Source organism: Pseudoalteromonas sp. MEBiC 03607, assembly GCF_004792295.1.
In the GTDB taxonomy this organism is placed as follows: domain Bacteria; phylum Pseudomonadota; class Gammaproteobacteria; order Enterobacterales; family Alteromonadaceae; genus Pseudoalteromonas; species Pseudoalteromonas lipolytica_C.
This window is the reverse complement of the sequence record NZ_SRRY01000001.1, coordinates 1,676,225-1,691,027: the sequence shown is the minus strand read 5'-3', so window position 1 is coordinate 1,691,027 and position 14,803 is coordinate 1,676,225. Positions and strand designations below refer to the sequence as shown.

Below are 14,803 nucleotides of genomic sequence, written 5' to 3'. Positions count from 1 at the left end.
TCAACCTGTTTCGACTTGAACTGACAAGCATAACGGTTAATAGTCATATCTTTGTTTAATAACTTTGCAGCATAAACGCCCATAAATGTGCCTACAACAAAAGGGAGAATGAGAAGTGTTGAATTAAAGAGCAACAACTCTATTATAGAAGGAAGAGATTAGAATTGAACTAGTTATTTTGTATAAAAATAACACATTTTAACCAGCACAATATAAGTAGAGACAAACGAAGTATTAATGAAATACTCCGTAATTATGTTATGAAATCTCTTTTCCTGCCTCATCACATACAACAATATCGGTTTCTTTTAATGCTTGATTGATCCAGGTTTGCAACACAGGGCAAGCTAGCACATGCTGGCAATAAGCTTGTGCTGCACTCGACAGCTCCACCTGATAGGTTTTAAAACGCAACACCACAGGTGCAAACATCGCATCAACAATAGAAAACTCGCCAAATAACCACGCATTAGGATAACGCTGCTGCTGAGCCGAAAAAATCTCATCGATACGTGCGATATCTTTTTTAGCTTGCTCTGATAATTCAACATGCCTTTTAGCGCGAATGTTCATCGGCATTTCATTGCGAAGTGCAGCAAAACCAGAATGCATCTCGGCAGCTAGACTGCGCGCTTTTGCTCTTTGGGCTATTTCACTAGGCCAAGCTGCACCATTTAGATAAGCATCATTGATATATTCACAAATAGCGAGTGAATCCCACACGATTAACTCAGCATCAATAAGGGCCGGCACTTTTTGCACTGGAAACTTACTTTTTAATGCTTCATAAAACTCAGGCGTATCTAAAACCAACTGTTGCTCCGTAAAAGAGATATTGAATTTACTCAGTAAATACCACGCTCTTAATGACCAAGTTGAGTAATTTTTATTGCCAATAAATAATTGCATTGCGCTTCCTTTAACGTTTAGATTAGGCTCACTATAAAACAGCGATTGGTGAATTACTCGCCAATTGTTTTTATGCTACCTATAAGTAAAGTTGATACATTATGGATATTGATGCCCTCAGGACTTTTTGTGCCTTTGTTGATACAGGCAGTTTTACCCGCGCTGCAGCACAGATTTGCAGAACCCAATCGGCGGTAAGTATGCAAATGAAAAAGCTTGAACAAGACATTGCAAGTCCGCTATTTGAAAAGCAAGGTCGTCAACTGGTGCTAACTCATCAAGGCCACCAGCTAGCAAGCTATGCAAAACAATTGATAGCGCTTCATGATGAAGCGTTTAAGCAATTAAAAGCAGGCACAGGCAATATGCGCGTACGCATAGGTTGTCCTGACGACTATGCCCACTCTTTACTACCAGAGCTTGTTGGTGCCTTACATCAACAGTTTAATGCGCTAGATTTACAAATAAGCTGCGCCCCAAGTACTGAGCTTAGAGCCAAGCTAGACCAAGGTATGCTCGATTTAGTGATTGCCACTCGCTCGCCAGACAGCGAAGAAGGTTACTTATTACAATCAAGCCAAGGCGTGTGGGTGAAAAGCCCCGCTTTTGAGATTAACGATTCAACCCCACTTCCTATCGCCTTGTTTCAACGAGACTGTAAGTTTCACCAAGCCAGTATTGAAGGCCTTTTAAAGGCCGAACGCCGTTTTAATATTATTGCCTGTTGTGGCTCAGCGGGAGCGTTACATGGCTTGATTAAACAGGGACTGGCAATTGGCAGTATGGCGCGAATCAGCATGCAATCAGGTGTGGAAGAAATCAGCGATACCTCACTTCCGATACTGCCTGTCATTGATATCGTCCTGCTTTACGGTAATCATGCCCACAACCCGCTAAGTCATGAAAAAATTAAACAGCTTGTGGAAATAATTAAGGCATAAAGACCATATCAAGCTAAAGAAGTTTTACTAACTTACGAGTTCTATTAGGCTCTGTAAGGTATAAAAACTCTGTTAAATCATGGGCACTGTTGATCAGCATATGTTGCTTAGGTTGAGTTAATTGCCAACTTTCTGTTGCAGCGGTTGCCAAATCAATACGCTGGAAATTAATAGTATCAGCATGCTCCATAGTGACCGCTAATTGCTGGTTACTTACAGATATACCAATGATGTCATTGTTAGCAGCTTGCCAAACAGTCTCAATATCTCCACGGCTATTAACTCGAAACACTTCGTTGCTATTTGAAAAATAGATCTGGTCTTGCTCATCTAAATCCATGCCATAGCAACTTAAACGTTTCCCTGAGCCTGTGAATGGTGTCAAAGTTAGGCTTGTTAAATCGAATTTAGCCGGATGAAACGTCTGTCCATCCTCTGCTCGATACGAAACTAAAATCGCGTCTTGATTGTGATACATTTCTCTCAAATAGAAAGAATGATTGCCGTGAGGAATTGTTTCATAAGTGCCACTGCTTAAATCAATTTTAAACAATGTATCTTTACTTGCGGTGTACACCTGTCGTGCGTCCTGGCTCCAAACAATGCCAAATAACTCATGGTTATCAGGATTAGCAAAAATGCGCGTTTGCTTGCCATTATCGTATAAAAATAATTGTTTTAATCCAAAACGATGTGACTCAAAAACAAATTTCGTTGAGTCTGGCGAAAACACGGGTAGAAAGTCGATTGATGAGGTATCAACGAGTTTGGTCAATTTGTCAGGGGTGGCGCGTGTTTGGCTAACAATATCTACATCAACATTCACTAACTCCATCAAAATGGCTTCAGCGTCTGGTGTGTACTGGGCATCACGAATTATTTGATAATTATTAAATGAAATTAGCTGAAGCTCACCATCTAGCTCTAGATTAATAAGCTGATTTCGTTGACTTATCAATAGCGCTTGATTGTTCGGGTGCCAACTTAACCCTTGAATACCGTTTTCTATGATAGCAATAGTTTGTATTTTTTTACTGGCAAGGTCGAGTACATCAATACGGTATTTGTTTTGCCCCGCTTCAATCCCCATTGCGACTTTACGGCCGTCTTTCGATAACGCATTAACGAGTAACCAATCTTGCTGTGTAGCGGCTAGTAAATGTGCCTTTTGTTTAGACTCTAAGTTGAGTGAAACGAGTCGAGTATCGTTGTTTAGTTTATCTTTTTCTATGTAATAGAGCTTATCAGCATGCCAATCGATGTGGTGACTGGTTACAACGGTGTCATTAAAAACACTCACCGTCGCTTGTTCTAATGGCTGAAATTTAGATAAATCAATGCTTATCGTGTTTAGATGTTGTTTCTGCTCTGTACTTTTCACAAACGCAATCGCATTATCGGAGGTCGACCACCCCAAAGCGTAGTAGCTTGCAGCATCTTCAGTTAGCCTCACTTCTCGCTCTGTCGCAAGCTCTTTAATCCAAATCTGCTGACTTCCTTTATTACCTCTAACAAAAGCAAGGTACTTACCACTATGTGAAAGTGACAAATTAGCTTCATTTAGTTCACTTGAAGTGAGTGGCATCAGTTGGGTAAAGTGAGCATTATCTTGTTGCTTAGGGACTAGTTGCCACGCAATAGCGATAAGGCTTACTAGTAAAACAAACAGCAACCCAAGATGTTGCGATTTTAGTTTTTTGCTTTGCCCCTGTGTTACTTTTTCAAGGCTATAACCGCGCTTAGGGTGTGTAATTATATACTGCGGATTTTTGGCATCTTCTTGGAGTGCTTTTCGTAGCAATGCGATACAACGCTGTACAGAACTTGGGTTGTAGGTAGCATTAGGCCACACTTTTGCAAAGATTACTTCTTGGCTTACAACTTCACCTTTATTTAAATAAAGGGTATGTAATACATCCATGACCTTTGGCTCGACTATTTGCTCATAATCTTGCGATGAAATTAAACATCGACTCTCATCAATTGCAAATTTGCCGATTCGATAACGCGCCACTTACTTCTCCAATAAATATTTACGAATCAAAGATTAAGGTTTTCTTAAGAGAAACTCAAGCGTTACTCCATTGTCACTTTGCTCTGGCTATTGGATTGTTTTTGCTATCTCAAAATAGGTAATAAAAACAATGTATAAATATTTATCAACGCTCACTATTTTCATCAGTGCTTTTTTAATTTTTCAAATTCAGCCGATGCTTTCAAAGCAACTTCTACCGCAATTTGGTGGTGGTGCTTCTATCTGGTCAGCAAGTTTAGTGTTTTATCAAGTCATGTTACTTATTGGCTATTTCTATGCGCATGGTATGGGTCGCTTTCATATTAAGTTGCAGGTAGTCACCCATATAGTTTTAGTTAGCTTTGCCACACTCATTGTTGTGACAGAATTTGCAGCCCCAAATCTCACAAATTGGCCGCCTACGCTTGCGGTGTTTGTTAATTTATTTATAGAAATTGGTCCAATATTTATTCTACTGAGCGCTACCAGCGTTCTTTTACAAAGATGGTATGTGCAAACTGCTTCAGCACAGGTGCCTTACCATTGGTATTCCATCTCAAACTTGGGTTCTTTACTGGCGTTAATGAGCTACCCACTCGTTTATGAATTACTATTTTCTTTAGAGCAGCAAACTACTTACTGGCTATTTGGACTCATCAGCTACTGCTTGTTATTAGCACTTCTTGTAATATTTTTACTAAAAAAAGCACCCGATTTATCAAGAGCATCTATTCAGACTAGGCATATCACGCTATTAAAAGGTAAAGGTCAATGGCTGTTATTAAGTGCCTTAAGCTCAGCCATGTTGGTATCTACCACGCATATGATCAGCACTAATATTCCTCCCATGCCATTACTTTGGTCGTTACCTCTTGTAATTTACTTGCTCACCTTTAGTTATACGTTTGCCAATAAAGCAAATTATCATCGTCATGTGTGGGCATATGTGTTTATATTTTCGGCTTTTGCAGGTCTGCTGATGTTTTATTTTGGCAGCTTATTCAATGCCCTAGCCCAGCTTATAATTTACAGCCTGATTCTATTAACCGCCGGTATGATCTGTCATGGTGAACTGAGAAACAAAGCCCCTGAAAACGAGCAATTTACCATTTTTTATTTTTATATCGCCCTTGGCGGTGTGTTAGGTTCGCTTTTCAGTACGCTCATTGCCCCATTGCTATTTGTCCAGATTGACGAGTATTTACTTACATTAGCGGTTATTTTTAGTTTTGTGTGTTACTACCAATTAAAAGCTAGAACAAAGACAAAACAGCTCAAATTCACTCTCGCAACCAGCTCAGTTATTTGGTTAGCATGCTATTGTTTTTTAGCGGTAAACTTTAACCAATATAACATTGCCACTAGCCGCAATTTTTATGGCTATTTAGCGGTAAAAGATATAAACACTCAATCAATAAAAGAAAGGCGCTTAATTGACGGCACCACGATTCATGGCTCAGAGCCACTAAATCCAAACCAACAGTTTGAGCAAAGTTATTACCACCAGCATACTGGTGTCGCTAAATCACTTGCCATACTAAAGCAAAACAGCGCACTAAACATTGGCGTGATTGGTTTGGGTGCAGGCGTTTTAGCTCGGTTTGCAGACCAACAGGATAGTATTCACTTTTTTGAGTTAAACCCTGCTGTGTACGAGATGGCAAAGCGTTATTTCTCATATTTAGAAAACAGTGAAGCCAAGCTCACAGTCAGCTTAGGGGATGGTCGTATTGCGCTAAAAAATAATGCGAACGAAGTATTTGATGTCTTAATTATTGATGCATTTACCAGTGATGTAATTCCTGCACATTTGCTAACCCAAGAAGCAATGTCACTTTATTGGCAAAGGCTCAATGAAAGTGGCGTATTGATTGTGCATATCTCAAATAATCATATCGACTTACTGCCTGTATTACAGGCACATAGCCAATATTTTAATAAGGCAATGTTAAAGTTTAGCTATCAAGGCCATAGCCCATCAGACATAGGCTCAGACTGGGTGGTGCTAACTGATAATCAGGCTTTTTTAAATCGTGTATCTATCAGTGATTTGTCGCCTATTAAACGCTACCCACATAGCGAGCTGGCAATGTGGACTGATAGCAAACACAGCCTACTCCCTTTATTAAAATTCTAACAGGCATAAAAAAGCGCGATGATAATCATCGCGCTCATTAACTGCTTTTACTTTATTTAAGACTGCGCTTAAATCGAACCTTTGATTGGTCCATGTTCGTGGCTTACATGTGGGTTTTGACCACGTTGGCGCAATAAGTGATCCATTAAAGTAATCGCCATCATCGCCTCAGCAATAGGAATAGCACGAATGCCTACACAGGGATCATGGCGTCCTTTGGTGATCATCTCTACCGCTTCGTTACTAGTATTAATACTGTTGCCCGGTATGGTAATGCTTGAGGTTGGCTTAAGTGCGATAGAGGCAATGATATCTTGCCCTGTCGAGATACCCGCAAGTACACCACCCGCGTGGTTTGATGTAAACCCATCAGGAGTTAACTCATCACGGTGTTCAGAGCCTTTTTGCTCAACCACATCAAAGCCGTCACCAATCTCAACGCCTTTTACTGCATTAATGCTCATTAATGAGTGTGCAAGCTCTGCATCTAGGCGATCAAATACTGGCTCACCTAAGCCTACAGGCACATTTTTAGCAACCACTTTAACTTTAGCGCCTACCGAGTCACCTTGTTTTTTTAGGTCGCGCATGTACTCATCAAGCGCTTCTAGCTTGCTGGTGTCTGGAAAGAAAAATGCATTATTTTCTACTTCATCCCAGTTGTAGTCTTCTGCTTTGATTGGCCCTAGTTGGCTCAAACATGCTCGAATTTCAATACCATGAAACTGTTTTAAGTATTTTTTAGCAATTGCACCTGCCGCTACACGAATAGCCGTTTCACGGGCAGAAGAGCGACCACCACCTCGGTAATCACGGATACCGTATTTATGCCAATAGGTATAATCGCCATGACCTGGACGAAACACCTCAGCGATTTTGCCGTAGTCTTTTGAACGTTGATCGGTGTTTTCAATCAGTAAACCAATGCTAGTACCTGTGGTTTTACCTTCGAATACACCTGAAAGAATTTTAACTTCGTCACTTTCGCGGCGCTGCGTTGTATAACGACTTTGCCCCGGTTTACGACGGTCTAAATCAATTTGTAAGTCGGCCTCGCAAATTTCAAGGCCTGCTGGTGTACCATCAACAACGCCGCCTAATGCAACGCCGTGGCTCTCACCAAAGGTGGACACTTTAAATAGTTGTCCAATGCTATTACCTGCCATTAACTTTCCTCATTCCTAATGACTACTGATACCGAGCCCTCAGGCTCGGCTTTTAAAATCTGCCGTTAGTCAGCAAAATACTTAACTAGTTGCTCTTTGCTGATCACAAACACACCTAATCCACCTTGCTCGAACTCAACCCACTCAAACGGTGCATTTGGATATAACGCTTCCATATGTACCATAGAGTTGCCGACTTCGACAAATAACAAACCGTTATCAGTTAGATGTTCAGCGGCTTCAGCTAAAATTGTACGCGTTACGTCTAGGCCGTCATGACCCGATGCTAAACCAAGTTCTGGTTCATGGTGGAATTCACGCGGTAAATCAGCCATATCTTCAGCATCAACATAAGGTGGGTTTGCTACGATCAGATCATATTTTTGACCCGGAACGCCACTAAACACGTCTGATTGAATTGGTAGTACGCGGTCATTGAGCATGTAATCGCTAATATTAATATCAGCAACTTCGAGCGCTTCATAAGAAATATCAACCGCATCAACTTGAGCATCTTCAAATGCTTGTGCAAGTGCAATGGCGATACACGCAGAGCCGGTACATAAATCAAGAATGCGCGTTACTGAGCTTGGCTCTTCTAACCAAGGTGCAAAGCGGTTGTTAATTAGCTCTGCAAATGGCGAGCGTGGAATTAACACGCGCTCATCGACATAAAACGGCATACCTGCAAACCATGCTATGTTGGTCAGGTATGGTACTGGCGTACAATCATTAATACGCTCTGCAATTAGTTCAGCTAAACGGTTTTTCTCGGTGCTGGTTAAACGCGCATGCATTAGCTCTTTTGGCGCGTCGATAGGCAAACTTAATGCGGGTAATAATAAGCTAACTGCTTCATCCCACGCATTATCTGTACCGTGCCCAAAGAAAATACCACTGCTGGCAAATTGACTGGTTGTCCAACGTAACCAATCGTGCAACGTTGAAAGTTCTGCAATTGCCTCGTCTAAAATTGCATCTTCAATCTGGAAATGGTTCATGTATGTTCCTTAACTTTCAAAGTCTATTCTGACGCGTATTGTACCGTCTTTTCAGTTGGTTTTTACTCGATTTTTAGCGTTTTTTTGTTTAGACTGCCGCCATGAAAAAAGATCCCCACGCCAACAATCACATAAGCCCTGACGATATTGATTTATTTCGTCAGAGTATTAGTGGTGCCAAAGCCTTTAAACAAGACACTATTCGATTCACCAATAAGCCTAAAGTGTCACAAGCGAAGCAATTTTCCCAGCAAAAAAAGCAACATCAGGCAGAATTTTTCTTTTCTGATGAATATGTACCAGACATCGACACTCATGGCACTGTCAGTTATGTCAAGCCAGGTCATGATAGCTTTTTGGCAAAGCAACTTCGTCGTGGAGATTACCCGCCTGAGTTAACCCTTGATTTACATGGCTTAAATAAAGAGTTAGCCAAAGATGAGCTGGCTGGATTAATTCATGAGTGTAAAAAACAGCACTACTATTGTGCCTGTATTGTGCATGGTATTGGTGAGCGCATACTCAAACACAAAGTGCCACAATATTTAGTACAACACCCTGATGTAATTGCTATGCATCAAGCACCTCTTGAGTTTGGCGGTAAAGGTGCGGTACTTATTTTAATTAATCTTCCACAAAGTGATGAGTTTAGACGCTAACGTCTTCTTGTCATAAGGCCTAATGTGCATATTTTTTCGATTATTTTTCCACTGATTTTTATCGTTTTAAGTGGTTACATTAGCTCGCGTAGCAAGTTTTTATCGAAAGAGCATATAGCAGGGTTAAGCAAGTTTACCTTTTACATTAGCGTGCCTGCTTTTCTATTTTTGAATATGGCACAAGCCGATTTAAAAAATAGTGTTTCTGTTGCCGGCTTTTTAAGTTTTTATATTCCAGTATTAGCTATTTATGCCCTTGGCTATGTGATTGACCGGTATTTTATAGCAACGCAATCTGCACCATCGCGTCACGCTGTATTTGCTCTTGGCAGTAGTTACTCAAATACCGTACTGGTAGGTCTGCCTATTATTATTGCTGCTCTTGGGCAGCAAATGGTCGGCATTGTGTTTATGATCATCACTTTTCACAGCGCATTATTATTTACCCTCACCTTTTTGCTCAGTGCTAAGTCGCAGCAAACATTCTCTTGGCGAGCATTTGCTAAAAACATGCTACTGAACCCAGTCGTGTTGAGTATCAGTAGTGGCCTTGCTGTTAACCTATTTGGTTTTACACTTTTTGATGATTTAGCAAATGGCCTGAGCTTACTTGCTAAACTCGCCATTGCGTGTGCGTTATTCGTGTTAGGGGCAAATTTGGTGTTCTATAAAGTTGCAGACAACTGGCAGGCCTCCGTTATTGCTACCATCATCAAACTTGCCGTTTTACCTTGTGCTGTATACTTTTTTGCTAGCCACGTTTTTAATTTGGAGCAATCTCTGCTGAAAGTACTTGTCCTTTTAAGCGCCTCTCCTTTAGGTGTAAACGCTTATTTAATTGCTAATCAAATTAAACAACATCAGGCGACACTGGCAAGTAGCGTTGTGCTTTCAACGGTGTTAAGTGTAGTGAGCTTTAGTGTTTGGTTAACTATTTTACTTTAGTTTTTATAAACCACCTGAAACATCTATAAAACTGCCTGTTGTAAATGATGCTTGCTCACTTGCCAAAAAGTAAATCGCTGAAGCGACCTCATCAGCTTCTCCACCACGCCCCAGCGGCAATTTAGATTTTAAACGATCGACGCGGTTTGCTTCACCACCATCACGATGCATATCGGTATAAATAAGACCAGGCCTTACCGCATTAACTCGAATGCCTTTACTCGCTACTTCTTTGGCAAGACCAATAGTGAAGGTATCAAGTGCTCCTTTAGATGCAGCATAGTCTAAATATTCATTTGGCGAGCCGGTTCGCGACGCACCCGATGACACATTCACAATACTGCCTTTATCCATGCGCTTAATTGCTTCTCGCGCACACAAAAATGCCCCTGTGACATTGCAACTTAAAATAGCGTTGATTCGCTTAGCATCCATCTCTAATAACGGCATTTGCGGCATCATCATCGCCGCGTTATTCACTAACACGTCTAAGCGCGCAACCAGCCCATCGAGTTTGGCGAACATGGCGATTACTTGCTGCTCATCTGCGATGTCAGCTTGTAATAAGTACGAATTCACACCGAGGGATTTTAGCTGTTGGGCTACCTGCTCTGCACTTGCTTGATCTGACTTATAATTAATACACACATCATAGCCATGTTTAGCAAACAGCTTTGCTGTCGCGGCACCAATACCTCGTCCACCGCCAGTGATAAGAACCACAGGATTTGAACTCATGCTCACTCCTTAAAAATTAACTTAAACTGTTCACACACTAAAGGCATATCGGGGTGACATTGATAGCCTGTGCCAGCTAATTCTCGCTGATAATAGTCCCAATGTACGCGTTGCCAATATTCAAGGCTTTTGTCGCCCTCGCCTTCTAGCGCGGCATAATCTGCGCTTATTTGATTAAATGCGGTAATGGTTACAGAGACAGTTTCAATAATGCCGAGGGGCTGCCCCTGCCAATTGGTAAAAATGGCTAAATCACCCACTTCAGGAAGGGCTTCATTGTTGGCTTTAAACCAATAAAGTGAAGGAGTTGTTGCTTGTTTTACACCCTTTAAAACCAGCAATGCGCAGTCATTGGCATCTTGCTCATTATCACAAAAATGCCAACTTGGTAATTGAACAACTGCGCGCCCAGATTGCTCATTAAAACGAGCAATCAACTGCGCAATTCGCTGCTCGTTACTTAACAGCTGCAACAACAGAAATCTCTACAAGCAGAGCATCGCGCGCCATTTTTGCCTCAACACAAGCGCGAGCAGGTGCATGGCCTTGTGGTACCCATGCATCCCAAACAGCGTTCATCTCGGCAAAATATTCCATGCTTTTCAGATAAATAGTGGCACTTAACATATGCTCTTTGCTACTACCAGCCTCAATGAGTAAGGCTTCAACTTTATCAAGCATAGTTTGAGTTTGTTCAGTGATATCTTTTTCAGCATCAGCACACACTTGGCCACACAAGTAAACAGTGCCGTTATGCTTAACGATGCGGCTCATACGCGCACCCGTTTGTAAGCGTTCAATTGTCATAGTAAGGACTTAAAAAATTAACAGTGGCGCTAATTTAGCAAATCCACTGTTATATTTCGACGTTATTTGGTGAGTGAATACTATGGTAGTAACTGCGCTGATTGTGCTCATCATATTCAATTACGGCGACTGCGCCAGTATTGAAAATAGGCATGTGGCCAGGACTCAACTGATCAACTAAATAGCTGACTATTGGCATGTGCGCTACCACTAACCAAGTATTACACTGAGGGTGCATGGCAATGAGGGTTTCTAAATAATCAGCAGCAACTTGTGGCACGCCATCTGGCGTAATATCGCTACAAGTTTCATTAAATTGTAACGAAATATTTTGCGTTGCATCAGTAGCGGTTTGTTGAGCGCGAATGTAAGGACTCACCAACAGAGCATCTGGTTTATAATGTGTTGCTAACCATTGCCCCATTCTACTGGCTTCTTGATGACCATTTTCGGTCAGTTGTCTTGCTGCATCATCTGCTTGCATTGGCGTTGCTTCGCCATGGCGCATGATTAAGATTGTTTTCATAAAAAATCAACCGATTAAAGAATATAAAACAGTAGCCAGTTTGCTTGATTGTTAGCTATATTAGAATATCATCACTAGATACATTAAACATCCGCTTATTGATATTCAGGTAGATTTTCATTGCTGTGCCATTTTTAGCCTTCCTGAAGTTATCATCTGTTGTTAGCGAGTTAACGCATTCTTTCAGGAGCATCTTTTGAATATCAGCCGCAATGATAACAGAACATATCAGCCCCTAACACTGGACAATGGTCTAAAAGTGCTCTTGGTGCAAGACCTTGAGTCAACAAAATCCGCGGCTTCTATGGCGATAAACGCTGGTCACTTTGACGATCCTCTTGATAGACAAGGGCTCGCTCACTTTTTAGAACATATGCTTTTTTTAGGTACCGATCTGTACCCAGAGTCAGGCGGGTTTTCTAATTTTGTTTCACAATCAGGTGGCAGTACCAACGCATGGACAGGTACTGAGCATTCTTGCTTTTTCTTTGATATCAATAACCAACAATTTTCAGAAGCTCTGGCTCAATTTAGTCGCTTTTTTATTGCGCCACTATTAAGCCCTAACGAAACTGCTAAAGAACGAAATGCGATTGATGCAGAGTTTAAATTAAAAATAAAAGACGATGGCCGTCGTATTTACCAAGCCCATAAAGAAACCGTTAATCCTGCTCACCCTTTTGCTAAGTTCTCGGTTGGTAACCAACAAACACTTGCAGATCGTGAAGGTTGTATTAGCGATGAATTACGTGCCTTTTTTGACCGCCACTACCAAGCACAATGGATGACTTTAGTCATTTGCAGTAACGAAGATATTGCCACAATGAGCGACTGGGTAAGCCAATATTTCAGCGCCATTAAAGGGCAGCAAAAAAGTAAGGCGATCATTGAGCAGCCTCTTTATCGCAAACAAGACTTAGGTAAAGTACTGCATATTGAGCCACACAAGCATATGCAAAAGCTAATTATAAGTTTTGCAATGCCGAACATTGATGACTTTTATCGTCACAAAACGGTGAGTTTTATTGCTCACTTACTCGGCTATGAAGGCAAAGGGTCGCTGTATTCAATTTTGAAAGAGCAAGGTTGGATCAACGCGCTTTCTGCAGGTGGTGGTATCAATGGCAGTAATTTCAAAGACTTTAACATCAGCATGGCGTTGACAGATGAAGGTATTGAATACTATGAAGATATCGTCGAAATGGTATTTGAATATATCTGCTTAATTAACCAAAACTGCGATAAGTTGCCGCGTCTTTATCAAGATAAAAAGAACCTCTTGCAAATCGCCTTTGATAATCAAGAAAAAGCACGCTTAATTGATTGGGTAAGTAACTTAAGCATTAACATGCAGCATTATGATGAAGCTAACTATGTTCAGGGTGACTACCTTATGGAAGGCTTTAATCAATGTGCCCATGAAATTGCTATGCAGTGGCTTACGCCAGACAATATGCGCTTAGTGTTAATTCACCCAGGTGTCGAACCTGAGCATACGACAGCATGGTACAATACGCCTTATAAAATTGAGGATATTTCTCCTTGCTGGTTAGAAGCACTCGGCGAAATAAACACCCCCCTGCCTAAAATGTGCTTACCAAGCGCGAATCCTTACCTTAATAAAGAGGTTGAGTTGCTCCCCTTAGACGCGCCAACAAAAACACCAGAATTACTTGTAAAACAAGAAGGTTTTGATTTTTGGTTTAAGCAAGATGCAACCTTTCGTGTTGCAAAAGGGCATTTTTATTTAGCAATGGACTCTTCCTTTGCGATAAAAGATGTTAAGCATATGGCACTCACACGTTTGTTTGCCGACCTATTTATGGACAGTGTCGCTGAACAATTTTATCCAGCAGAACTGGCTGGCCTTAGTTATCATTTAACTTCTCACCAAGGCGGTTTGACCTTACATACTGCAGGCCTTTCATCGAGTCAGTTAGAGCTGGTTAATGAGTTACTTGAAGCACTCTTTAATGTTGAGATCTGCGCAAAACGCTTTGCAGAATATAAAAAGCAACTAGTTAGGCATTGGCGAAACAGCAATCAAAACAAACCTGTAGGTGAATTATTTAGTATCCTTGGTGCACAGATAATGCCTTGGAACCCAGAACCAAATGCGCTTGCACAAGCTTTAAAAGATACGAGTTTTCATCAATTTAATTGCTTTAGAGAAGAGTTTTTCAAAGCATTGCATGTAGAGTCTTTTTTGCATGGTAATTGGCAGCGTAGCGATGCATTGAAATTTCAAAAACAAATCGCTGAGCACCTCGCTGGCAGCAATACCATTATTGATTTAACCAGACCTCTTTCTACTATTACGGATGTGTCGCAGCAGCGCTTTTGTTTAAATTGTAATGACCATGCGATGGTTCTTTATTACCAAGCTCAAACTGATGCGACTGAAGAAAAAGTAAAAATGATGTTGTTGAACCACCTCATCAATCAAGATTACTTCAACGAATTAAGAACCAAGCAACAGCTAGGTTATTTGGTAGGCGCAGGTTACGCACCTTTCAATACCCGCGCTGGTATCGCTTTTTATGTGCAATCCCCTAAACATAGCGCTGATGAAATTTTAAAACGTCATAAGCAGTTTATTGAAAATTATGTAACACAGATCTCACAAATCAGTGAGCAACAATGGCTTGATACAAAAGCAGGCTTAGTGACTCATATCGCAGAAAAAGACAAAAATTTGCGTCTTCGCTCACAGCGTTTATGGCTAGCCATAGGTAATCGCGACAGTGATTTTAACATGCAGCAGCAACTTTTAACTGCCCTAGAAGCATTAAGTCTGAGCGATATGCAGCAATATGTGAGCGAGATATTCAGCGATGAACGCCCAAGAATAGAACTTTTAAGCGAACCTAAGACTAAAAAGACAGCAAAAACCACCCTTTATTCGCATTCTCTTTGACTCATTCGTCAGCTTGGATTAAATTAACTGGTGCGAATTAGGG

General features: G+C 41.0%; 13 protein-coding genes. 5 read left to right on the top strand and 8 right to left on the bottom strand.

The genetic code is table 11. The features are described 5' to 3' along the window. Nucleotides 1-258 precede the first annotated feature (258 nt). Nucleotides 259-909, bottom strand: a complete 651-nt coding sequence (locus tag E5N72_RS07750; RefSeq protein ID WP_135923941.1) for a glutathione S-transferase family protein — start codon at nt 907-909, stop codon at nt 259-261. Nucleotides 910-1,010: 101 nt separating this feature from the next. Between E5N72_RS07750 and E5N72_RS07745 the strand changes: the two genes are divergently transcribed. Further along, entirely contained in the window at nt 1,011-1,850 is an 840-nt protein-coding gene (locus E5N72_RS07745) for a LysR family transcriptional regulator (RefSeq protein WP_135923940.1), read from the top strand. Between the two features lie 13 nt (nt 1,851-1,863). On the opposite strand, the gene E5N72_RS07740 is transcribed toward E5N72_RS07745, so the two are convergent. Then, nucleotides 1,864-3,864: a winged helix-turn-helix domain-containing protein gene (locus E5N72_RS07740; RefSeq protein ID WP_135923939.1), complete on the bottom strand. Its 2,001-nt coding sequence runs from the start codon at nt 3,862-3,864 to the stop codon at nt 1,864-1,866. Nucleotides 3,865-3,994: 130 nt separating this feature from the next. Between E5N72_RS07740 and E5N72_RS07735 the strand changes: the two genes are divergently transcribed. Beyond that, the gene (locus E5N72_RS07735; RefSeq protein ID WP_135923938.1) at nt 3,995-6,001 is read left to right on the top strand and encodes a fused MFS/spermidine synthase; all 2,007 of its coding nucleotides are present in this window, start codon (nt 3,995-3,997) and stop codon (nt 5,999-6,001) included. A gap of 68 nt (nt 6,002-6,069) precedes the next feature. On the opposite strand, the gene aroC is transcribed toward E5N72_RS07735, so the two are convergent. Together aroC and prmB are read right to left on the bottom strand one after the other, a co-directional pair. Then, nucleotides 6,070-7,167, bottom strand: coding sequence for a chorismate synthase (gene aroC / locus E5N72_RS07730; protein ID WP_135923937.1), 1,098 nt, complete (start codon nt 7,165-7,167; stop codon nt 6,070-6,072). Nucleotides 7,168-7,232: 65 nt separating this feature from the next. After that, on the bottom strand, nt 7,233-8,168 hold the full coding sequence (prmB, locus tag E5N72_RS07725; RefSeq protein WP_135923936.1) for a 50S ribosomal protein L3 N(5)-glutamine methyltransferase: 936 nt from the start codon (nt 8,166-8,168) through the stop codon (nt 7,233-7,235). A gap of 101 nt (nt 8,169-8,269) precedes the next feature. On the opposite strand from prmB, the gene smrB reads away from it, so the two are divergent. Both smrB and E5N72_RS07715 read left to right on the top strand, forming a co-directional pair. After that, the gene (gene smrB / locus E5N72_RS07720) at nt 8,270-8,827 is read left to right on the top strand and encodes an endonuclease SmrB (RefSeq protein ID WP_135923935.1); all 558 of its coding nucleotides are present in this window, start codon (nt 8,270-8,272) and stop codon (nt 8,825-8,827) included. A gap of 24 nt (nt 8,828-8,851) precedes the next feature. Beyond that, complete coding sequence (locus E5N72_RS07715; RefSeq protein ID WP_135923934.1) at nt 8,852-9,772, top strand: AEC family transporter; 921 nt, start codon at nt 8,852-8,854, stop codon at nt 9,770-9,772. Between the two features lie 3 nt (nt 9,773-9,775). On the opposite strand, the gene E5N72_RS07710 is transcribed toward E5N72_RS07715, so the two are convergent. From E5N72_RS07710 to sixA, 4 genes are read right to left on the bottom strand one after another with little or no spacing between them, the layout of a single operon-like run. After that, nucleotides 9,776-10,510: an SDR family oxidoreductase gene (locus tag E5N72_RS07710; RefSeq protein WP_135923933.1), complete on the bottom strand. Its 735-nt coding sequence runs from the start codon at nt 10,508-10,510 to the stop codon at nt 9,776-9,778. Between the two features lie 2 nt (nt 10,511-10,512). Beyond that, on the bottom strand, nt 10,513-10,983 hold the full coding sequence (locus tag E5N72_RS07705) for an ASCH domain-containing protein (protein WP_168246720.1): 471 nt from the start codon (nt 10,981-10,983) through the stop codon (nt 10,513-10,515). Then, nucleotides 10,967-11,317, bottom strand: coding sequence for a RidA family protein (locus E5N72_RS07700; protein ID WP_135923931.1), 351 nt, complete (start codon nt 11,315-11,317; stop codon nt 10,967-10,969). Before E5N72_RS07700 ends, E5N72_RS07705 begins: the two co-directional genes overlap by 17 nt. 49 nt (nt 11,318-11,366) lie before the next feature. Further along, complete coding sequence (gene sixA / locus E5N72_RS07695; protein ID WP_135923930.1) at nt 11,367-11,843, bottom strand: phosphohistidine phosphatase SixA; 477 nt, start codon at nt 11,841-11,843, stop codon at nt 11,367-11,369. 196 nt (nt 11,844-12,039) lie between these two features. On the opposite strand from sixA, the gene E5N72_RS07690 reads away from it, so the two are divergent. Then, nucleotides 12,040-14,760 carry an insulinase family protein gene (locus tag E5N72_RS07690; RefSeq protein ID WP_135923929.1) on the top strand — a complete coding sequence of 907 codons (2,721 nt, stop codon included), beginning with the start codon at nt 12,040-12,042 and terminating at the stop codon, nt 14,758-14,760. Nucleotides 14,761-14,803: the final 43 nt, after the last annotated feature.

Excerpts from the sequence above, each read along its gene's own strand:
- E5N72_RS07735 (WP_135923938.1), top strand. The coding sequence starts at position 3,995 with ATGTATAAATATTTATCAACGCTCACTATTTTCATCAGTGCTTTTTTA.
- E5N72_RS07745 (WP_135923940.1), top strand. The coding sequence starts at position 1,011 with ATGGATATTGATGCCCTCAGGACTTTTTGTGCCTTTGTTGATACAGGC.
- E5N72_RS07710 (WP_135923933.1), bottom strand. The coding sequence starts at position 10,510 with ATGAGTTCAAATCCTGTGGTTCTTATCACTGGCGGTGGACGAGGTATT.
- sixA (WP_135923930.1), bottom strand. The coding sequence starts at position 11,843 with ATGAAAACAATCTTAATCATGCGCCATGGCGAAGCAACGCCAATGCAA.
- E5N72_RS07700 (WP_135923931.1), bottom strand. The coding sequence starts at position 11,317 with ATGACAATTGAACGCTTACAAACGGGTGCGCGTATGAGCCGCATCGTT.
- prmB (WP_135923936.1), bottom strand. The coding sequence starts at position 8,168 with ATGAACCATTTCCAGATTGAAGATGCAATTTTAGACGAGGCAATTGCA.
- aroC (WP_135923937.1), bottom strand. The coding sequence starts at position 7,167 with ATGGCAGGTAATAGCATTGGACAACTATTTAAAGTGTCCACCTTTGGT.
- smrB (WP_135923935.1), top strand. The coding sequence starts at position 8,270 with ATGAAAAAAGATCCCCACGCCAACAATCACATAAGCCCTGACGATATT.
- E5N72_RS07750 (WP_135923941.1), bottom strand. The coding sequence starts at position 909 with ATGCAATTATTTATTGGCAATAAAAATTACTCAACTTGGTCATTAAGA.